This window comes from Streptococcus sp. P25B114, from assembly GCF_053010325.1.
On sequence record NZ_JBRKNW010000011.1, the window covers coordinates 30,679 to 50,769 of the forward strand.

General features: G+C 45.4%; 25 protein-coding genes. 7 read left to right on the plus strand and 18 right to left on the minus strand.

The features are described from left to right. Positions 1-22 precede the first annotated feature (22 nt). From ACVC7T_RS06615 to nadE, 3 genes are read left to right on the plus strand one after another with little or no spacing between them, the layout of a single operon-like run. Positions 23-667: a prepilin peptidase gene (locus ACVC7T_RS06615; RefSeq protein WP_105110447.1), complete on the plus strand. Its 645-nt coding sequence runs from the start codon at positions 23-25 to the stop codon at positions 665-667. Between the two features lie 59 nt (positions 668-726). After that, on the plus strand, positions 727-2,187 hold the full coding sequence (locus ACVC7T_RS06620) for a nicotinate phosphoribosyltransferase (RefSeq protein WP_447262683.1): 1,461 nt from the start codon (positions 727-729) through the stop codon (positions 2,185-2,187). Between the two features lie 11 nt (positions 2,188-2,198). Then, the gene (gene nadE / locus ACVC7T_RS06625) at positions 2,199-3,023 is read left to right on the plus strand and encodes an ammonia-dependent NAD(+) synthetase (RefSeq protein ID WP_105110449.1); all 825 of its coding nucleotides are present in this window, start codon (positions 2,199-2,201) and stop codon (positions 3,021-3,023) included. A gap of 227 nt (positions 3,024-3,250) precedes the next feature. On the opposite strand, the gene ACVC7T_RS06630 is transcribed toward nadE, so the two are convergent. From ACVC7T_RS06630 to ACVC7T_RS06700, 15 genes are all read right to left on the minus strand, one after another. After that, entirely contained in the window at positions 3,251-3,769 is a 519-nt protein-coding gene (locus ACVC7T_RS06630) for a VanZ family protein (RefSeq protein WP_105110450.1), read from the minus strand. Beyond that, positions 3,766-4,878, minus strand: coding sequence for a 23S rRNA (adenine(2503)-C(2))-methyltransferase RlmN (gene rlmN / locus ACVC7T_RS06635; RefSeq protein ID WP_105110451.1), 1,113 nt, complete (start codon positions 4,876-4,878; stop codon positions 3,766-3,768). Before rlmN ends, ACVC7T_RS06630 begins: the two co-directional genes overlap by 4 nt. A gap of 8 nt (positions 4,879-4,886) precedes the next feature. Further along, positions 4,887-5,558: a YutD family protein gene (locus ACVC7T_RS06640; protein WP_105110452.1), complete on the minus strand. Its 672-nt coding sequence runs from the start codon at positions 5,556-5,558 to the stop codon at positions 4,887-4,889. Between the two features lie 143 nt (positions 5,559-5,701). Continuing rightward, the gene (locus ACVC7T_RS06645; protein WP_105110453.1) at positions 5,702-6,739 is read right to left on the minus strand and encodes a SepM family pheromone-processing serine protease; all 1,038 of its coding nucleotides are present in this window, start codon (positions 6,737-6,739) and stop codon (positions 5,702-5,704) included. After that, positions 6,726-7,214, minus strand: a complete 489-nt coding sequence (gene coaD, locus ACVC7T_RS06650; RefSeq protein WP_105110454.1) for a pantetheine-phosphate adenylyltransferase — start codon at positions 7,212-7,214, stop codon at positions 6,726-6,728. The genes ACVC7T_RS06645 and coaD overlap by 14 nt, the downstream gene beginning before the upstream one ends. Further along, on the minus strand, positions 7,204-7,743 hold the full coding sequence (rsmD, locus tag ACVC7T_RS06655) for a 16S rRNA (guanine(966)-N(2))-methyltransferase RsmD (protein WP_105110455.1): 540 nt from the start codon (positions 7,741-7,743) through the stop codon (positions 7,204-7,206). The genes coaD and rsmD overlap by 11 nt, the downstream gene beginning before the upstream one ends. A 386-nt stretch (positions 7,744-8,129) precedes the next feature. Further along, positions 8,130-8,468, minus strand: coding sequence for an MFS transporter (locus ACVC7T_RS06660; protein WP_105110457.1), 339 nt, complete (start codon positions 8,466-8,468; stop codon positions 8,130-8,132). 556 nt (positions 8,469-9,024) lie between these two features. Beyond that, positions 9,025-9,657, minus strand: coding sequence for a hypothetical protein (locus ACVC7T_RS06665; protein ID WP_105160603.1), 633 nt, complete (start codon positions 9,655-9,657; stop codon positions 9,025-9,027). Positions 9,658-9,704: 47 nt separating this feature from the next. After that, on the minus strand, positions 9,705-10,091 hold the full coding sequence (locus tag ACVC7T_RS06670) for a rhodanese-like domain-containing protein (RefSeq protein ID WP_105123528.1): 387 nt from the start codon (positions 10,089-10,091) through the stop codon (positions 9,705-9,707). After that, the gene (locus ACVC7T_RS06675; protein ID WP_105110460.1) at positions 10,092-10,307 is read right to left on the minus strand and encodes a YqgQ family protein; all 216 of its coding nucleotides are present in this window, start codon (positions 10,305-10,307) and stop codon (positions 10,092-10,094) included. A 117-nt stretch (positions 10,308-10,424) separates the two neighbouring features. Then, complete coding sequence (locus tag ACVC7T_RS06680; protein WP_105160604.1) at positions 10,425-11,024, minus strand: response regulator transcription factor; 600 nt, start codon at positions 11,022-11,024, stop codon at positions 10,425-10,427. After that, positions 11,021-12,115: a sensor histidine kinase gene (locus ACVC7T_RS06685; protein WP_447262684.1), complete on the minus strand. Its 1,095-nt coding sequence runs from the start codon at positions 12,113-12,115 to the stop codon at positions 11,021-11,023. Before ACVC7T_RS06685 ends, ACVC7T_RS06680 begins: the two co-directional genes overlap by 4 nt. An 8-nt stretch (positions 12,116-12,123) precedes the next feature. Beyond that, complete coding sequence (locus tag ACVC7T_RS06690; RefSeq protein ID WP_105160606.1) at positions 12,124-12,855, minus strand: ABC transporter permease; 732 nt, start codon at positions 12,853-12,855, stop codon at positions 12,124-12,126. Beyond that, on the minus strand, positions 12,852-13,730 hold the full coding sequence (locus ACVC7T_RS06695; RefSeq protein WP_105160607.1) for an ABC transporter ATP-binding protein: 879 nt from the start codon (positions 13,728-13,730) through the stop codon (positions 12,852-12,854). The genes ACVC7T_RS06690 and ACVC7T_RS06695 overlap by 4 nt, the downstream gene beginning before the upstream one ends. A gap of 288 nt (positions 13,731-14,018) precedes the next feature. Then, positions 14,019-14,540: a Dps family protein gene (locus ACVC7T_RS06700; protein ID WP_105160608.1), complete on the minus strand. Its 522-nt coding sequence runs from the start codon at positions 14,538-14,540 to the stop codon at positions 14,019-14,021. 203 nt (positions 14,541-14,743) lie between these two features. On the opposite strand from ACVC7T_RS06700, the gene ACVC7T_RS06705 reads away from it, so the two are divergent. The 4 genes from ACVC7T_RS06705 to ACVC7T_RS06720 all read left to right on the plus strand — a co-directional run bounded on the left by ACVC7T_RS06705 (position 14,744) and on the right by ACVC7T_RS06720 (position 17,759). Further along, on the plus strand, positions 14,744-14,977 hold the full coding sequence (locus tag ACVC7T_RS06705) for a CsbD family protein (RefSeq protein ID WP_105160609.1): 234 nt from the start codon (positions 14,744-14,746) through the stop codon (positions 14,975-14,977). Between the two features lie 51 nt (positions 14,978-15,028). Continuing rightward, positions 15,029-15,448 (plus strand): low molecular weight protein-tyrosine-phosphatase, encoded by a 420-nt coding sequence (locus ACVC7T_RS06710; protein WP_105160610.1) that lies wholly within the window; start codon positions 15,029-15,031, stop codon positions 15,446-15,448. An 84-nt stretch (positions 15,449-15,532) separates the two neighbouring features. Continuing rightward, on the plus strand, positions 15,533-15,949 hold the full coding sequence (locus tag ACVC7T_RS06715) for a hypothetical protein (RefSeq protein ID WP_105136862.1): 417 nt from the start codon (positions 15,533-15,535) through the stop codon (positions 15,947-15,949). Further along, positions 15,939-17,759, plus strand: a complete 1,821-nt coding sequence (locus tag ACVC7T_RS06720; RefSeq protein WP_105160611.1) for an acyltransferase family protein — start codon at positions 15,939-15,941, stop codon at positions 17,757-17,759. The genes ACVC7T_RS06715 and ACVC7T_RS06720 overlap by 11 nt, the downstream gene beginning before the upstream one ends. A gap of 43 nt (positions 17,760-17,802) precedes the next feature. Here ACVC7T_RS06720 and ACVC7T_RS06725 read toward each other — a convergent pair whose 3' ends face one another. From ACVC7T_RS06725 to ACVC7T_RS06735, 3 genes are all read right to left on the minus strand, one after another. Beyond that, positions 17,803-18,456, minus strand: a complete 654-nt coding sequence (locus ACVC7T_RS06725) for a phosphatase PAP2 family protein (protein ID WP_105160612.1) — start codon at positions 18,454-18,456, stop codon at positions 17,803-17,805. 23 nt (positions 18,457-18,479) lie between these two features. Next, positions 18,480-19,037 (minus strand): ECF transporter S component, encoded by a 558-nt coding sequence (locus ACVC7T_RS06730; RefSeq protein ID WP_105160613.1) that lies wholly within the window; start codon positions 19,035-19,037, stop codon positions 18,480-18,482. 456 nt (positions 19,038-19,493) lie between these two features. Then, positions 19,494-20,036 (minus strand): tRNA (cytidine(34)-2'-O)-methyltransferase, encoded by a 543-nt coding sequence (locus ACVC7T_RS06735; RefSeq protein ID WP_105160614.1) that lies wholly within the window; start codon positions 20,034-20,036, stop codon positions 19,494-19,496. Positions 20,037-20,091 lie beyond the last annotated feature (55 nt).

Consider the following 20,091-nt stretch of genomic DNA (forward strand, 5'->3'; position numbering starts at 1 on the left):
TCCCATTTGCGAACTAATAGGTATGAAAGCAATTATCTTATTTTTCCTTGGAGCCTCTATCGGTTCCTTCCTCGGTCTGGTCATCGACCGGTTTCCCGAGCAATCTATCGTTGCACCTGCCAGCCACTGCAATGCCTGCAAGCGTAGGCTCAAGGCCTGGGATTTGATTCCCATTGTTTCCCAAGTCCTGACCAAATCCAAATGCCGCTACTGCAGAGCCAAAATCCCTTATTGGTATCTGGGACTGGAAGTCTTGTCTGGTCTCTTGGTCCTGCTCTGCCATTTTCAAGTCCTTTCCCTTATGGAAATGGTGCTGGTCCTTGGCGGCCTGGTCTTGACTATTTATGACATCAAACACCAGGAATATCCCTTCATGGTCTGGTTGGTCTTTACCCTTGTAGCCCTAATCTTATCTCAACTCAATTGGCTCTTCTGTGGCTTTTTGGTCCTAGCCTTTGTGACAGAAAAAATGTCCAAGTCTATCGGCTCAGGCGACTTCCTCTATCTAGCCAGCCTATCCCTGCTTTTTGGCTTTACCGAAATTCTCTGGATTGTCCAAATCAGCTCCCTCCTGGGTCTGGCTATCTTCTACATCTTTAAATCTCGGTCCCTGCCCTATGTCCCCTTCCTCTTTTTGGCCAGTATTTTGGTGACTATTGTTCTTTAAATCGGGTTTTCCCGATTTTTTTTGTTATAATGATATTATTGTTAGCAAAGGAGAATACCATGACTCTATATACAGACGACAGCCTGACCATGCACACCGACCTCTATCAAATCAATATGATGCAGGCCTACTTCAAGCAAAACATTCACAATAAAAGGGCGGTTTTTGAAGTGTATTTCCGTAAGCAACCCTTTGAAAATGGCTACGCAGTCTTTGCAGGGCTAGAGCGGGTTGTCCACTATCTTAACAACCTGACCTTTAGCCAGACAGATATTGACTACTTGACCGAATTGGGCTATCCAGAGGATTTTCTGGATTATTTAGCCAATTTAGAGATGAAGTTGAGCCTTCGTTCAGCCAAGGAAGGGGATTTGGTATACGCCAATGAACCGATTATGCAGGTTGAGGGACCGCTGGCTCAGTGCCAATTGATTGAAACGGCTATTTTGAATATCGTCAACTACCAGACCTTGATTGCTACCAAGGCCCGTCGCATTAAAGCCGTTATCGAGGACGAACCCTTGATGGAATTCGGGACACGCCGGGCCCAAGAAATGGATGCAGCCATCTGGGGAACACGCGCAGCCTTTATCGGTGGTGCTTCAGCCACTTCCAACGTCCGAGCCGGCAAAATATTTGGCATTCCTGTAGCTGGTACCCATGCTCATGCCTTGGTTCAAACCTATGGCGACGATTATCAAGCCTTCAAGGCCTATGCAGAGACTCATAAGGATTGCGTTTTCTTGGTCGATACCTACGATACCCTCCGTGTTGGTGTGCCAGCCGCTATCCGTGTCGCCAAGGAAATGGGCGACAAAATCAATTTCAAAGGTGTTCGTATTGACTCTGGTGACATGGCCTACATTTCTAAAAAAGTCCGTCAACAGCTGGACGACGCTGGTTTTACTGAAGCCAAGATTTACGCTTCTAACGACTTGGATGAAAATACCATCCTCAACCTCAAGATGCAGAAGGCTAAAATTGATGTCTGGGGTGTCGGAACAAAATTGATTACAGCCTACGACCAACCAGCTCTCGGTGCTGTCTACAAGATTGTTGCCATCGAAGAGGAAAATGGAGTCATGCGTGACACAATCAAACTATCGTCCAACGCAGAAAAAGTGTCTACCCCGGGTAAAAAACAGGTTTGGCGCATTACTTCTAAGGAAAAAGGCAAGTCAGAAGGCGATTATATTACTTTTGCCGACACAGATGTGACCAAGATGGACAGCATCTACATGTTCCACCCGACCTACACCTATATCAAAAAGACGATTGAGAATTTTGAGGCTCGTCCGCTCTTGGTTCCTATTTTTGAAGAAGGCAAGCAGGTCTATGAATTACCAAGTTTAGCGGATATTCAATCCTATGCCAACCAAGAAATTGACCAACTCTGGGACGAATACAAGCGCGTACTCAATCCACAGCTCTACCCTGTTGACCTTGCCCAAGATGTCTGGGATAACAAGATGGACCTCATCCACCGCATTCGCAAGCAAAGTCAAGCAAAATCTATCTAAGAGAGGCTCCTATGACCTTACAAAAAACGATTATCCAACAGCTGGGCGTCAAGCCCAAAATTGATCCACAAGAAGAAATCCGCACATCTATCCAATTTCTCAAGGATTACCTAAAAAAAAATCCCTTTCTAAAAACCTATGTTCTGGGCATTTCTGGCGGTCAAGATTCCACCCTTGCTGGTCGTCTGGCCCAATTAACCATGGAAGAAATGCGGGCTGAGACAGGAGATGAGGACTACCAATTCATTGCGATTCGTCTGCCTTACGGCGTTCAGGCTGATGAATCCGACGCCCAAGCCGCTCTTGCTTTCATTCAGCCAGATGTCAGCCTGACCATCAATATCAAGGATGCGACGGATGCTATGGCAGATGCCGTCAAATCGGCCGGCCTGCCCTTGTCTGATTTTAACAAGGGAAATGCCAAGGCCCGCATGCGGATGATTGCCCAATATGCTGTCGCTGGCGAACGCAAGGGTGCCGTGGTCGGAACCGACCATGCCGCAGAAAACATTACAGGCTTTTTCACCAAGCATGGCGACGGCGGTGCAGACATTCTGCCGCTCTTCCGCCTCAACAAGCGTCAAGGCAAGCAGCTCTTAGCGGCTCTCGGTGCCGACCGCAAACTCTATGATAAAGTTCCTACGGCTGATTTGGAGGAAAACAAGCCCGGTCTGGCAGATGAAGTAGCCCTCGGCGTGACCTATAATCAGATTGATGATTATCTAGAGGGGAAAACCATTGACCTCCAAGCCCAAGAAATCATCGAAGGCTTTTGGAAAAAAACAGAACACAAACGCCACCTACCGATTACGGTATTTGACGATTTTTGGAAATAAATCACTTGAAACACAGAAAAAACCTCACTGTAACAGCTAAACAGTGAGGTTTTTCTATGAAACAAGACGAATAAACATGCACGAATATTCAAGGAATCTCATCATTATTTCATCCACTAACCAAATCCCGTAAGTCATTTGATTAATTATACATATTTTACAAGATTATATGAAAGCCGTCAATGGTTTTTGCGGAATTTTCTGAATAATCCGAATAATCATTCATTTCATTTCTTCTGCTTATAGATACGGTACCAGAACCGATAGAACAGGTAAGCCAACACCCCACCCAGCGTATTGGTCCAGAGGTCATCAATTTCAAAGACACGGCCGGCATCAATCAGAAGATCCAACAAGAGTTGGGTGCACTCAATGAAGAGGCTGATACAAAAACTATAGAGGGCAGCTGCTCGAAGGCTCCGCCATTTTTCAAAAAGAAAAACAAGAGCCAAAACGAGAGGAAAGAGCAGGAAAATATTGGTGGCATTTTGCAGGAAAATCCAGCCCAAATCCGCCAGACTGTCGACCTTGTCACCGTTGACGATGCTATTAAAGGGAACCGGCAGAAAATAGAGGCGCCCGACCTGGATGATGCCCGGAGTGGAAAAATCCTTGTACTGGGGGTACCAGGACTGCGGGAGGAAACACATGAAAACAATAGCCAGAGCATAGGCTCCAGCTAAGATTTTGTATATCTTTCTTCCAAGACCAGTCAAATTGCCGTCACTGAGGAATAACCTTCTCATGCCTGAATACCTGCCTTGGCCTTGGCTTCAGCGATGCGGGCACGCGCCTTTTCACGGTCTTTCTTGAGCGTATTGGAACGCAGCTGACCACAAGCGGCATCAATATCCGTACCATGCTCTTGACGAACGACACAGTTGACCCCATTTTTCTTAAGCAGGTCAAAGAAGGCAAGGGTCCGCTCACGGGTCGACCGGCTGTACTGGTCATGCTCAGATACCGGATTGTAAGGAATCAGGTTGATATAGGACAATTTGCGGATATTCTTGGTCAAGTCTGCCAATTCCTGAGCCTGTTCCAAACCGTCATTCACTTCATTGAGCATGATGTACTCGAAGGTCACGCGACGGTTGGTCGTTTGGATATAATCCTCAATCGCCTCAAACAAAACCTCAATAGGGTACTTACGGTTGATGCGCATGATGCTGGAACGTAGGTCATTATTTGGCGCGTGAAGGGACACGGCCAGATTGACCTGAACGCCTTCGCGGGCAAAATCCTTGATTTTTGGTGCCAAGCCAGACGTCGACACAGTAATGTGACGGGCACCGATAGCCAGCCCCTTGTCATCATTGACTACACGTAAAAAAGTCATGACATTGTCATAGTTGTCCAGTGGCTCACCAATCCCCATGACCACGATATGGCTGACACGTTCACTCTGTCCACGTTCGTCCAAGTATTTCTGCACCAGCATGATTTGAGCCACAATTTCACCACTGGTCAAGTCCCGTTGCTTGGGTATGAGACCAGAGGCACAGAAGGTACATCCGATATTACAGCCGACCTGGGTCGTCACACAGACAGACAAACCGTAGTGCTGACGCATGAGCACCGTCTCAATCAGCATGCCGTCTGGCAACTCGAATAGGTATTTAATCGTACCGTCTTTTGACTCCTGCACAATCCGCTGTTTCAAAGGATTGACAACAAAGTTCTCCTCCAATTTTTCAATCAAAGATTTGGGCAAATTAGTCATCTCTTCAAAGGACTGAACCCGCGAACGGTAGAGCCACTCCCAAATCTGAGTTGCGCGGAATTTCTTCTCGCCATTTTCTAAAATCCAGTCCACCAAATTGGCCTGGCTAAATGAATAAATTGATGGTTTCATGTTTCTCCCTACTTCTGACGAATGACAAAACTACGCTTGGTCTCTTTGGCATCCGATGCTTGTCTACGCTCCTGCTTGGGCGCCTGCTTGCCAGCTTTCTTATCATGGTGGACCGTAAAGTGCCGAGACTGGTCTGCCACCTTATCCTGGCGCACCACCTTCTTACGGTCATTCCGGTTGGACTTGGCACGATTGTCCCGCCCCTTCTTCTCCGGTTGAGCCTTTTGTTGTTCCTTATGGGAAATATGCTCCGTCCGCTGCTGGTTGCGATTGCGGTTACGAGACCGGCTCCGCTTACGACGTGGTCTGTCCTCCACCTCTTCAGGCAGCTCCTGTGGATTTGGATTTTCCAAGACAAAATAAGCACAACCAAAATTACAAAACTCGGTCAGATAGTCATCCAAGCGACCGATTTTCAAGTCAGACTTGACCGTCTTATCATCCTTGTAGAATCCCTTGAGACGCAATTGTTCATTGCCCCAGTCGCCCACAATATAGTCAAACTTGAGCATAAGCTGGGAAAAGCGTTGACCGAAAATGGTCTGGTCAAAGGCATCCTTGTGATTTTCTAGCAAGTCCAACTCGATATTTTCAGAGACAACCTTGTCCCCAACCCGAGCAAAACTAGGACCAGGATACTTGTTGTAGTTATACATTTCTGGTGTAATTTCTTTTTTCATTGGGCCTCCATTCTATTGGTTTCTCATACATTCTAACCTTACCATTATACCATGATTTTAACAGGAATGCTCCTCCTATCAGTTTTCAAAGAAATTTCTGACAATTTTAAGAAAAAAGGAGCAACTAGGTTACTCCACAGACTCTATTTCTTTAAATAATCAATGGCATCTTGGACTGTTTTGACAGGTACGACCTCGATGTCTACTCCCGCTTTCTCTACAGCCTCCTTGGCCTCCTCATAGTTGGTCTTGGCATCTGGATTTTCTTTTAGGATTTCCTTATCCACAGGATTATTAGGAACAAAGAAGATGCTGGCACCGGCCTTGGCAGCAGATAGGACCTTCTTGTCCGCCCCGCCAATATCGCCGACCTTGCCGTCCTGCTCAATGGTTCCCGTTCCTGCAATGGTCCGGCCATCCCTTAAATCTGGCTCAGCCAGCTGGGTATAGATAGCCAAAGTGAACATGAGACCTGCACTAGGACCGCCGATATTGCCCGTCTGGAAGTCAATAGGTACTGAGGACTTGACCTCTGTGTGGTCCACCAGGGTAATCCCGATACCATTTTTTCCATTGACCAGCTTGATAATCTTACCGTCAGCTGATTTTTCCTGACCGTTTGTCACATAGCCCACCGTCACAGGACTGCCCAGTTCCAAACCGCTGACATACTTAATCAAATCAGGCGACGACTCAAAGGTCTTGCCATTGATACTGACAACCGTATCCGCAATCTTGAGAACGTCCTTAAAGGTCGAATCCTCCGCCAAATCAAGCACATAGACCCCAAAGAAATCCATTTCAACATCTTTTTTGGCCAAGGTTAATCCCTGGTATTTGGCCATATTCTGCGAAGTTTCCATGTAAAATTGCGCAATCCGGAAATATTCCTCGCTGTCTGCTCCTCCCGTCATCTCCTCAGCCGAAGTAATATCCGCATAGGGATCGAACTGGGCAAAGAGCAGCTGCAAAGCCGTTGCCTGCTGAACAGAGACATAGGTAAACTCATAAGAACCGTCCTTCTTGTCCTCTTCCTCATTAACCGTCAGGACCTGTTTCACATCCATGGCTCCGCCAGGACTCTCGATATAATAGGGCAGGGGAACAAAGACCGTAAACCAGAGTAAGAGTACTCCTAAAATGATAGATAAAATTAAAATGAGACCTTTATTTTTTTTCATGCTTTTCTATTTCCTTACTAACAAGCTCGGGCACATAAGGACTAATATCCTGCTTGTAGGCTATCAGTTCACGGATTTGGCTGGACGAAATATTGCGGTATTCCGGCTTGGAAATCAAATATACCGTCTCCAAGTCTGGGGCCAACTGGCGATTGAAATAATCAAAATTGGCCTCATATTCCAGGTCAATCCCATTGCGCAAACCGCGGACAATATGGGTCACTCCCCGTTCATGGGCTGCATCGACCACCAGCTCTTGACCCGCTAGAAAGACCTGAATCTTCTCATCTTTGGCAAAGACCTTCTCCAATAAGTCCAGCCGCTCTTGACCAGTAAAGAGACCATTTTTATTGGGATTGTAAAAAATCCCCACATAAAGCCTGTCAAAAAGGCTACTGGCCCGTTCGATAATGTCCAAATGTCCCTTGGTAATGGGATCAAAGGAGCCTGTAAACATTCCAATTTTATCTGACATAGACTGTTACCTTACTTATTCCGTAGACTTTTTCCTTCCAGATGCCCAGCTCTGCGATTTCTTCAGGAAGTGTGACAGATTTATCCGTCTCGCAAACCACCATGACATCCTCGGACAGAAGTTTTCGCTGGCAGAGTTCAGTGACCATTGCCTCAATCTCCTGCTCCGCATAGGGCGGATCCAGAAAGACCAGGTCAAAGACTCCTTCCAGTTGAGTCAAGGCCTGACGGGCCTCCGTGGGCAAGAGACGGAACTTACCTTCCTCCTTGGTCATGACTATATTTTCTCGGATAATGGCCTGGGCCTTGCGATCACGTTCGACCAAGACCGCCTCATCCATGCCCCGAGATACTGCCTCAATGGACAAGCCACCGCTACCAGCATACAAATCCAGCACTCGCCCACCTTCGAAATAGGGACCAATCATATTGAACATGGCTCCACGAACCTTGTCCGAAGTCGGTCGTGTCGTCTTGCCATCTAAGGTCCTGAGGAGCCGTCCGCCATAGTTTCCTGATACAATTCTCATAGGGTCTATTATAGCACAAAACAACCAATCTTTTCCTTAAAACACAGTTGAAAAAACATCAGCAAGGCTGATGCTAAGATTTGTTATCAAGATAATAAAGGGTGGTCTGCCACATTTTTTTGAACAGGCGACTGGTCCGCCAAAACCAAAATAAGGTAGTTGGAATAAGAAAGAGATTGAAAATGAGAATGAACACTAGATTGCCTTTGCCTATGGAAAAAAGTGTATAACCTACTAAGAAGGCCAAGAAAGCTCCCATAATCAGATTCACCAAAATCCCTAGCCAGCCCAACCAATAGCGACCTCCGAAAGGCTTGTGCTTTTTGGGATCAAAATCTGGCAATTCCGTCAAAAATTCAACGATTAATTCACCAATTATATTCGCACTAGTCCCTCCTCGTCATTGACCGATAAAACCGTGTACGAGCAACAACCCTTTTACAGGCAAAATAGGCATAGCTCACTAAAGCAAACGTCATCAGAAAAAATAGAATTCCAAGCAAAACGGTGCCATTACCAAATCGATGATAGAGCATCAAGGAAATGCTAGTTACAAAGATTAAGCAGGAAATTAGGGCAACCAAAACCAGACAGAAGGCTCCAACAACACTTAGCCAATAGCGAAAGCCGAAAGGCTTATACCGCTTATCATCATAGAAGACAGAACTTGCAATCACCAAGACCAATCCAAGCCAGACAAGATACCACATATTCAACTCTTCCATAGCCTACTCCTTTTTCTCAGTATAGCAAATTTTAGCAGAAGAAACAACTAAAAAAGAGGGTTTCCCCTCTTCAGAATTTATCTAGAATTTACTTTCGCATACCTCCAAAGGTTTCCAAATCCTTTGGAAGTTGGAGATAATGGGAGTGGGAAAGAATTCGACCAGTCTAAAAAGAGTTCGTCTTCCCACCCCCGCACAGTTGATTAGGTCAGATTTGGAGTGTGAAACACGAATAAATCTGCCAATCAACCACTGCGCTGAGATGTTGACACGAACTCTGAGAAGCGAGGCTGGACTTTCTGCCCAGACGCATCCAAAAAGCTGTAGAAGACAGTTAAAGATTGAAAATAGAGCGAACGAAGTTCGCACCATTCATTAGGTCTAGTTTGGAGCGTAAAACTCGAACTATCGAGGATTGTTTCACAATCCCTGTTTCCCGTCTTTCACAGTTCCCCGAACCATTTGAACAATCAACCCCTGCGCTAATGTAATTTTGTTAATCAAAGAACTAGAGGTTGGACTTTATGCCCAACCTCCTCTTTCAAAATAAGTTCAATTACTGACCTTCTGTGACCAGTGTTTCTGATGCTGGAACCTCTGCTGTAGGAGCTGTAGGTGCAACTTCCTCTGGAGCTAGTTCAGCCGGCGGTGCTACAGAAGGCTCCACAGGAACCTCTACAACCGCTGGTACTTCATAATATTCCTCTACAACTGGTTGTTCTATCACTACTTCTGGTGCAGGAGCCGGTTCAGCCTGGCTTGGTTCGGTTTGATTGTCTGCCGCCTGGTCTTTCTGGTGTTCCTCAACATATTTGCGGGTTTCTTCTGCCCGAATCTTTTCAGCCTTTAATTTTGCCTGTGTTTCTACTTCTTTCTGCTTAGCAATCGCTTGCTTGACCGTATCGATTCGCTTCTGCAGGCTCTCTTTTGCAGTCGTAGCCTGTAACTTATCTACAGCAGCCTGGGCAGCTTTCAAGTCAGCCTCACTGGAAGAATTTTCCAATTTTTTCACAGCTTTTTCAGCCGAAGAAAGACTGGTATCAACCGTTTCAGACTGCTCAGCCCTAGTCTCTTTTGTTGCAGTTGAGCCATTGAACCAAATTGCCAATAAACTAATGGATAAAATCAACACGATACCTGCAATTATGCCAATTTCATCCAAGGATAATTTTTCATCTTTTCGATTCATTTTCGTTTCCTCATACTAACATTCTACACTCGTAATGAAAAATCTACTTATTTTGCGGTCTTCACCTTGCCATCCCAGCCATTCAAACCATAGCTCAAGATATAGATGTCATTAAACCCTTGCTTTTTCAAATAAAGAGCTGCTGGGGTAACCAATTGACCACGGTCATTTTCATAGATCAAAACAGGCTTGTCCTTGCGAAGGGCATTAGTACTTTGCTTGAGCTGCTGGTAGGGAATATTCCGCGCACCCAAAATGTGCTTGCGGTTATACTCGCCCGGCTCGCGCAGGTCAATCAGCTGACCACCATGGATTTTCTGCGCAAATTCCGCATTGTCAATGACCTGGGCTGCACGGCGCAATCTCCAATAATTAAAGCCCATCCAGGCACCCAATAGGGCTACAAATAATAAAAGTGTCCACAAGGTTTCCATCTACTTCTCCTTCAATCTCTGGTACTCTAATTCCAAACGATGTTCCCGACGTAAAACCAACTCAGCCTCCATGTATTCCAGCCTATCCAGAACTCCAGCCTGGTAGACCCGATTGAGCTCAATCTGCATCATTTCAATATCATACAAACGATTTCCCATATACACAATGATACCAAAACGTTTGAGCAACTGCTGCACATCGTAAAGTCGTTCCATAAGAAAATTCTAGCAAAATATAGGGATATTTTCAATAGAGAAATGAAGGTTAAAGCAAAATTCGACTAGAAAAAGACCTGCCGAGTGCAAGCCTTTTCCTGTGAATAGAGGTTCTAGCTATATATAGCCCTTTTCCTGTGCAATCTTTACAGCAGCTGTGCGGTTTTCAGCACCCAGCTTGGACAGGATAGAGGTCATGTAGTTGCGGACTGTCCCATCAGAAAGGTGGAGCTGGCTGGCAATTTCCTTATTGGACAGACCTTCTGCCACCAGCTTGAGTAGTTGACTTTCCAAGTTGGTCAAGGGACTGCGTTGGGTTAGGAGAATATCCATCAACTCTGGTGAATATTCCTTCCGCCCCGCCAAGACAGTTTCAATGGTCCGCATGAGGTCTGCGATGGAGCGTTCCTTGAGCACATAGGCATCCACATCTGCCTTGACCGCCCGCTCAAAATAGCCCGGTCGCTTGAAGGTGGTCATGATGACAACCTTGACAGGCAAGACTTGCCCCCGCACCCATTCCAAGACATCTAGGCCCGTCTTTTCAGGCATTTCTATATCTAATAGCACCACATCTACGGGCTCTTTTTTCAAAAGAGCAATGGCCTGACTGCCGTTTTCAGCCTGTAAAACAGCCTCAACCGCATTTTGAAAGCCCAAGAGTTGACAGAGGGCGTCCCGCAGCATCGCTTGGTCTTCTGCGACTAAGATTCTCATTCTACCACCTCCTCAAACGGAATTCGTATGGACAGACAGGTGGGCTTGGCTAGAGAGATAAATTCCAAACTGCCTTTGACCGTTACCAACCTGTCTTTTATGGTATGCAATTCCTGACCAGTCAACTGGGCAAAGCCCACACCGTTGTCTTCGTAGTGCAAAACCAATTCTTGCTGGTCTTTTTCAAACATCAAACGACATTTGCTAGCCTGGCTGTGCTTGAGCAGGTTGTTAGCCAATTCTCTCAGCACCATAGCCAGCTTGTTCTGGACAGGCAAGCTGAGCTGCTCTGCTATTTCCCCGCCCAAGACGACTAAATCCACTCCTGCAAGATCCAACATCTGCTGTAAAATCTGGAGTTCCTCTGTCACGGTGTGCTGCTTGAGGGACTGGACAATCTGGCGGACCTCCTGCATAGAGTCCTTGGCCAAGGTCTGAAGGGCTGCCACCTCCTTCTTGGCCTGGTCAATCTGATCGTGGTCTAAAAGTGTCTGGACCAACTCGGCCTTGACAGATAGCATGGCAAAGACATGGCCCAGGGTGTCGTGTAAGTCCTGACCGATACGGTTGCGTTCGTTCTCAGCTAGCAAGAGGTTAATGGAAGCATTTTGCTCCTGTAGGCGTTGCTGAAGGGCTTCCCGCTTGGTCTCAATCCAGCTGAAAATCAGCAAGGTCAAGCCGAAAAAGTGGATAACAAGTGCAAAAGCTCTCATCTCAAAAGGAACAGGGCCAAAGAGAGCCCATAGGATAATAGCCAGCAACAAAAGCCCGTAGGACACCGTCCGATAGGTCGGTCGATTCTCTTTATAATACCAGCCCAGCATATTGGACAGGTTAAAGATGAAGAGGGAAAATTGCAGATTGCCCCAAAAGCTCATGACGGCGATATAGCCAATCAGGTAAAACCAAGCCAGCAGGGAATATAGCTTGTGGTCGGTATAAAAGAGGGAGCAATAGACCAAGGCAAAGAGAAGGGTCGCTAGGACAACTGCCGTCGGATTGGGACTATACTGGGCATAGTAAAAGGGAAAATAGAGAAAGACCATGCCCACGAAGAACATGAGTGGTACCTTTCTTTTTTCAAATATCATCTGTCACCTCACTGCTGCTCGGATTTTCTATTCAGTATCAGAGCAACTCCTAAGAAAATTATGGCATATCCTAGGACAATTAGCAAGGATTTCCATAGAAAATCTCCCTCTTGGGCATAGGTGGTCACCAGCTGGTTGACATGGTAGCTGGGCATGAGTTTGCAGATCCGCTGCACCCAATCTGGAAAGAGGGAAACAGGCATCCAAGATCCGCCCATGATAGCCAGAACAAAATAGAGCAAGTTTGCCACAACCGACATGGCCTGTTCAGACTGAATTTGCACCAAAAGCAAGCCAATGGCTAGAAATACGATAGAGGTTACAAGGAGTATGAGTGCGGACACGACCCATTCCTGAGCTGACAAGTCTACTCCCTTGACCAAGCCACCCACCGCAAAAACAATGGCAATAGAAGACACAAAGCAGAGCAAGACCCGAACCAGTTTGGAAAGATAGTATTGCCAGATTGGCAGGGGCGAATGCTGGATAAAGGTCAACCAGCTATTTTTCCTGTCCTCTGCCAGCATCATGGGAAAGGTGAAAAGGGCAAAGCCCGACATGGAAAAACCTGTCATGGTCAGCATGTAGGACTGGATGAAAGCCTTTTGCATGGCCGCATCGTCAAACTGGACCGTCGATGAGAAAATCAGGAAAAAGATGACGGGCATACCGATAGACAGGAGAAATACTCCCAAACTTCTGGATAATTTTACCGCCTCTACTTGAACTAATGCTTTCATGATTCTTCCTCCCTTGTCTTGTCAAATAGGCTATTGAGCAGAGTTTTGTTCTGAACCTCTAGGTCTGAAATCCGACAACCTGCCTCCTGCAAACTAGCCCAAACCTGCTCAATAGCTCCGGTCTTGAAGCTAACCGTGTCTTGTTTATAGCTGATTTCATTGATTTCAGCCAAGCTCTCCACCACCGCCGCAAAAGCAATCGGCAAAGTCACTTCTTTTTCTTGCTCCTCACTCCGCATGGCAAATGGCGTGGTATCTCTTAATAGCCTACCCTGGTGCAAGACCAAAATCCGCTCCGCCGTATGCTCCACTTCCTCGATATAGTGGCTGGTATAAAAAATGGTCACATCCTGAGCCTTGAGTTCATGGACAATTTCCCAAAAACGCTGACGGGTCGAAGTATCCATGCCCGCCGTCGGCTCGTCCAAGAAGAGCAACTTAGGCTTGCCAATCAGGCAGATGACGAAAGCCAAGAGCCGCTTCTGACCACCCGATAGCTTGCCGGCCAGTTGATTTTTTTGCTCTGGGGAAAAGCGGAGCAGGCTGTCGATTTCCACATCTGTCAGACTGTCCTTGTAGATGGCTTGGAAAAAGCGGAGCAATTCCTTGACCTTCAGATCTGCCGGAATAGCATTTTCTTGTGGTAAGACTGCTACCATTTCCTTATTGGACTGAGCCTGTGGAACCAGACCATCCAACAAAACCTTGCCTTTCGTCGCCTTTCTATCACCCAACAAACAAGACATAAGCGTCGTTTTCCCAGCCCCGTTTGGACCGATTAAAGCCACACATTCCCCGGACTTGATTTCAAAGGAAATAGTGGACAAGATTGTCCGTCCTTTGATGACTTTGTCTAGTGCTCGTACTTCTATCATCTTTCTACCTCCCACTTCTTGAACATCTTACATAGACAGTATATCTCGAAAATGAAGCCCGAACTAGAAGGCTTTGTCATTAACTCATGTGACAAATGTCATATTATTGTCATTTAGTTTATCTTTGAATATTTCCATCTAATTTTGCTTTGGTACATCGACACTTTCGACTTGCTGCACTCTTCATAAGTGACTTGCTTTACATGGGTTTTCCACCCTGTCTAATTGCAAATTCATTCGACTATCATCTATGCAGCAAAAAAGAGTCCTTCTGGACCCTTCATCTATTTACAATTTCGGAGCTTGTCCTAGTTCTGCCTGCAACATCCAAATATGTTTTTCAATACTTGCCTTAGCCACATTGAAAATATCGTTGGTTACGCTGTCACCTTCTTCATCACTGACATCAAATCCCTTTTGGAAAAGAGTAGCTAGATAGCGGAACACCGCTACCACACGCGCCAATTGCTCTTCAATCGTTACAGTATAATCACCAGGAACTTCCTTGAGCTGACTATTTTCACTAAACTCTTTAAGAGTTGAAAATGGAGCACCGCCCAAGGTAATCAAACGCTCACTCATCTCATCTAGGTAACCATCCAACTCATCCATGTATTCATCCATTTTTGGATGCCAAATCATAAATCCAGCACCACGCATGTACCAATGAACCTGATGCAAGATAGAATGAGCCACTGACAGGTCTGCGACAGCCTGATTGAGAACAGCCTTGGTATCCTGATAGTTCAGAGATTTCCCCAGAGACAGACTAGCAACTTCAGCTGACGGCTTCAATATTTCTTTTTTCATAAAAGGAACCTTCTTTCTTTTATTTTTATTTATATTTATTATAATGTTATTTCAATAAATGTGCAACTAATTACCATCTAGTGAGAAGTCCATTTTTAGACAAGCAAAGCGCTTGCAAAATGAGGATAATTAAGGTATTCTATAGATAGTCAACATATGGGAATTTCTCCCATCACTCCCTATAACATCTATTGGAGGTTCATATGTCAGAAGAAAAATTCGGTGCTAAATTAGATCAATTGACTGGTTCTGTCAAAGAGGGCTTGGGCAAATTGACAGGTGATAAAGAGCTTGAAGTGGAAGGTCTTGTTGAAAAAGGGCTCGGCAAAGCTAAAGAGTTGGTCGAAGATGCCAAGGGCTTTGTAGAAGATGCTAAAGACGGCCTCGAAGGTGCTGTCAACGGTATCAAAAACGCCTTTGACAAGGACGAAAAATAAACATGCTAAGGTAACTTCGGTTGCCTTTTCTTGTGAAGTGAAAGGAAAATCATGAAAAAAATTGCATTTGTCTGTCTTGGAAATATCTGTCGCAGTCCAATGGCTGAATTTGTCATGAAAGACTTGACCGACGACTACCACATCGAAAGCCGTGCCACATCAGGCTGGGAACACGGCAATCCTATCTATCCGGGAACCCAGAAGATTTTCAAAAAATACCAGATTCCCTACAGTAGTAGCAAGACATCTCAGCAGATTTCAGCAGCGGATTTTAAGGAATTTGACTATATCATCGGCATGGACAGCAACAATGTCCGTGACCTAAAAAAGATGGCTCCTCCTTCTGCCCAAGATAAAATCTACCAATTTGCCGACAGATCCGTTCCCGACCCTTGGTACACAGGGGATTTCGAGGAAACTTATCAAATGGTCAGCCAGGGCTGCAAGGACTGGTTGGAACGGCTAAAATAAGCAGAGGAATTACGTAACATTTTTGTAATATATGAGAAAAAATGGTAAAATAGTAGGCGAATCTATTCTAGTAAGGGACAAGACATGAAAAGCATGCATTATTCGCTTCCAGAAGATTGGAAGGCCTTCCTCACAAGGCAAAATATCGAACGGTTGACACTCCTATTTATCCTAATCTGCCTGATTTCCGTCTTTATCGGACGCATTCCCAGCCAACGAACCTTGACCCTAGATGACGGTAAAATCAAGTATAGCGGCACCGTCTTGGCCAATAAAATGGACGGTAAGGGCAAGCTGACCTTTGAAAATGGAGATACCTATGAAGGACAGTTTAAAAATGGCAGTTTCAATGGTCAGGGAACCTTCACTTCAAAGGATGGTTGGAGCTATTCAGGTCGATTTGTCAATGGCCTGGCTGATGGTAAAGGTAAGCTAACAACCAAGGCAAAATCAGTCTACGAAGGAACGTTTAAGCAGGGGATTTATCAACATGAGGATTAAATGGTTTTCAACAATTCGAGTGCTAGGACTGGTAATGGTCCTGCTCTATCATTTTTACATCAAATACTTCTCTGGAGGCTTTGTCGGAGTTGACCTCTTCTTCACCCTATCCGGCTATCTGACGACTGCCCTGATTATTGACCAATTTCATGCCGACAAGGAGTTCGATTTCAAGGCATTTCTAAAACGGCGCTTGTACCGTATTTTCCCACCTTTGGTCCTGCTGATTCTGACCGTCACACCTCTGGCTCTCCTGATTCGTAATGATTTTACAGCCAATATCGGACGGCAAATCACAGCTGCTCTGGGCTTTATGACCAACATCTATGAAATTTTGGCCGGTGGTGGATACGAAAATCAATTTACCCCCCATCTCTTTGTTCACACCTGGACCCTTGCGATTGAAGTCCAATTCTACATCATCTGGGGGCTAGCTCTCTGGTGGATAACGCGGCAAGCCAGGTCTGTAGGACAACTTAGAGGAACTATTTTCCTCAGTTCAGGCCTCCTATTTGTCCTTAGCTTCTTTGGAATGTTTATTTCTAGCTTCTTTGTCACAAGCTATTCTAGGATTTACTTCTCTACACTAGCTCACTCCTTCCCCTTCTTTCTGGGGAGCCTGCTTGCGACCATTGTAGGCATCAAGCATACTACAACCGGTTTCCAGAAAATGGTGCAACAATGGGATTTACGGAAGACCCTATTGGTTTTCTCAGGTGGTCTGGGCTTAGAAGCCCTCCTCCTCTTCTTCCTACGGTTTGATTCGATTTTCACCTATCTTTTCGGTTTCTTCCTCTCAAGTCTGGCAACCTGTGCCATGATTCTTGCGGCTAGAATCTTACACGAAAAGACAGCAAGCGTGAAGGAGCCGGCAGCTATCCAGTTTCTGGCGGATATTTCCTACGGTATCTACCTTTTCCACTGGCCCCTTTACATTATCTTCAATCAACTGATTTCCAACCACCTTCTGGCCGTTGGACTGACCTTGCTTGTGACACTGCTGATGGCTAGCCTATCCTACTATGTTCTAGAGCCTTATATTGCAGGCAGGACGGGAAAACTCTTTGGTCTGGAAATTGATTTAGTTCCCTATACCAAATGGTTGGCTATAACGTTTGGTGTTCTCAGCTTGCTTACCTTGGGCATTAGTTTGTTTGTTCCAAAACTCGGTGATTTAGACCATTCGCTTATGGTGGAAAGCCTCAAGCAGGCAGATACCCGCATGACACAGACCAAAAACTTTGCCGAAAAGGGAAAAGCCAGCCATTTTGATATCACAGACGGAGTGACCATTATCGGTGATTCTGTGACACTTCGAGCAAGCGAGCACCTACAAGCAGCCCTGCCTGATGCTATGATTGATGCGGAGAAGAGCCGGAATACCATCCAGGCTAACGAGATTCTACAGACCAATATTGACAATGGAACACTCTTGAAAAATGTTGTGGTAGCAACCGGTGCCAATGTGGTCAGCAATTACCAGGAAGAGCTGAAGAAAATGGTTGATATCCTGCCGAATGGTTACCGCTTGATTCTAGTGACCCCCTACGATGGTAACTCTGCTACGTACGATGACCCAATAGCTGAAAAACATGCGCGTTACATTCGTCAATTAGCCAAGGATTATGACTTTATCACCGTGGCTGATTGGAATGCCGTTGCCAAGCAAAATCCTCAGATTTGGGCCGGCACAGACAATATTCATTTTGGTAGCGAACCAAGCACCATCAATGAAGGTGGACAACTCTTTGCACAAACGGTTCAAGAAGCTCTGAAAGAAGCAGAAAACGGCCCGATTAAGAATAAATAAGACCATTGTTGAAAGCAAATAAGCGAGGTAGGAGCCTCGCTTATTATTTTTGTTTACTCTGAAAACGCCATTCGAAGCGTTTTTGATCATAGAAAGGATAGAGGACTGACAGCAGGAAGCCTGCCAACAGCCAACCACCGATAATGTCTGTTGGAAAATGAACGCCGATGTAAATCCTTGAAATCGCAACTAGAGCCGCTAAAATGAGCAGACCAGCTTGAAGCAAGAGCTTTAGTGCTCCCTTCTTCATTCGTTGCTGAATAATGATAACCACCGCTCCTGTAATCATCATGGTCGAGGCAGTGTGCCAGCTAGGATAGGAATAACCAATCGTATCGATTAACCATTCAATACTAGGGCGCGGCCGTTGGTAGACATATTTCAGGGCTGTTGATGCCACCCCCATAACCGCAAAACTAGCAAGAATCAAGGAAGCCTCCATCTTCCACTTTTTATAAAAATAGAAGAAAGCTGCAAGGAGCAAGGAAATAGTCAGAATAATCACTGTATTTCCAAGAACCGTAATCGAGGTCCAAAACTGGCTGGCAATGCTAGGTAGATTGCCACGGACAAGTGTCTGAATTGCCGTGTCAAAGCCTGCGACTGCCTCTGGATAGAATTTGACCGTATAGCCTAGAATAACAAAGGCCAGGGCCAAAAAAGATGCGTTTCGTAAATGTGTTTGTTTGTTTTTCATGTATTTAGTTTACCATAGAATGGTTAAACTTTCTTTAAAATTGGCTGGGCTGCCTTGTAACATACATAGAAAGCCAGCGACAGCACGATTCCCTGCAAGAGGTTGAAGGGAAGGACCATGGCAAAGAGATAGTTGCCAAGTCCTAGAATTTGTTTGATATCGAAGCCTGCAAAGGTCGCATAGACTGGCACAGCATAAACATAGTTCATGACCAGCATGACCAAGGTCGATGTAATTGTTGCCACAGCTGCTGTTTTCACATAATTTTTCACTGTCTGGTCTTTTTTCCAAATGTAGGCCACAGCTAGAATGAAGACTGACATAGCTGCAATATTCATTGGCAGACCAATAATGGTCGATGCACCTTGGTTGTTCAAAATCAACTTGAGCAAGGTCCGGATGAAAAGAATCGCAAAGCTTGATTTCAGATCCAGCATCAAGAGACCAAAGAGAATGGGTACGATTGAAAAGTCCACTTCCAGGAAATTAGCTGTTGGAATCAGCGGAAATTTCAAGTACATGAGCAGAAAAGATACTGCTGAGAGAATGGCGATAATCGTCATTTTGCGTGTGTTTGTCATAAAGGTTCCTCCAATTTTTGAAAATTGAAGAAGGCCAAAAGAGCAGGCCGAGGCCAACTACTTCGTCTTCTCCCATCCAGACTGTACTGTCGGTTGTGGAATTGCACCACATCAGCTTGCGCTCGCAGACTTATTTACTAGATAATTTCTTTTTTGACACTTGTCTAAGGTGGTGGGGACGTCAGCAAACCTTCGGTTTCATGACTTATTTTCGAGCCTAAGGTCTCGAAAATCCCCTGTCATCCTATTCAAAAATAGGATGACTTTCACCACGGCGACAAGCGTCGGACTTGCGACCTTCGGTCGCTCCTGCTGCCGCCCTCAAAGAAAAATTTTCAAAATAGAGAAACTATCTTAATAAAATCACTGCCGGTCGGGAATTTCACCCTGCCCTGAAGACTATTTAATGATACCAAAAAAGCCTTGCCTCTGCAAGACTTTGGTAATGATATCACATTATTTGAGTTTGTCCCCTTCATAGGTATGGACCAGGTCAAGGCCTGCAAATTCCTGCTGACGCAGGGCTTCATAGACAATCATGCAGACTGTATTGGATACATTGAGGCTACGGACATGCTCATCGTTCATGGGAATGCGGATAGCCTGTTCTGGATACTGGCGCATGAATTCTTCTGGCAGGCCCTTGTCCTCACGCCCAAAAAGAAAATAATGGATTCCCTCCTGATAGGACTGGTTGGAATAGGTCTTATCAGCGAATTTTGACACCAGATGTACCTGGCCATGCTGGCTGGCGTAGGTCATAAATTCATATAAATTTTCATAAAAACGTACGTCCAGCTTGTCCCAGTAATCAAGACCAGCTCGTTTCATCTTGCTATCATCAATAGGAAAACCCATGGGCTTGATAATGTGCAGAGGACTGTTGGTCGCAGCACAGGTCCGGGCGATATTGCCCGTATTCTGGGGAATTTGTGGCTCAAACAGAACGACGTGGTTTTTAGCTGTTTCTTCTTTGTAGTGCAATTCTTCGATATTCATTATCTTTCATCTCATTTCAAGTAAAAAAAATGCCACACTGCCCGGAGTCAAGCTC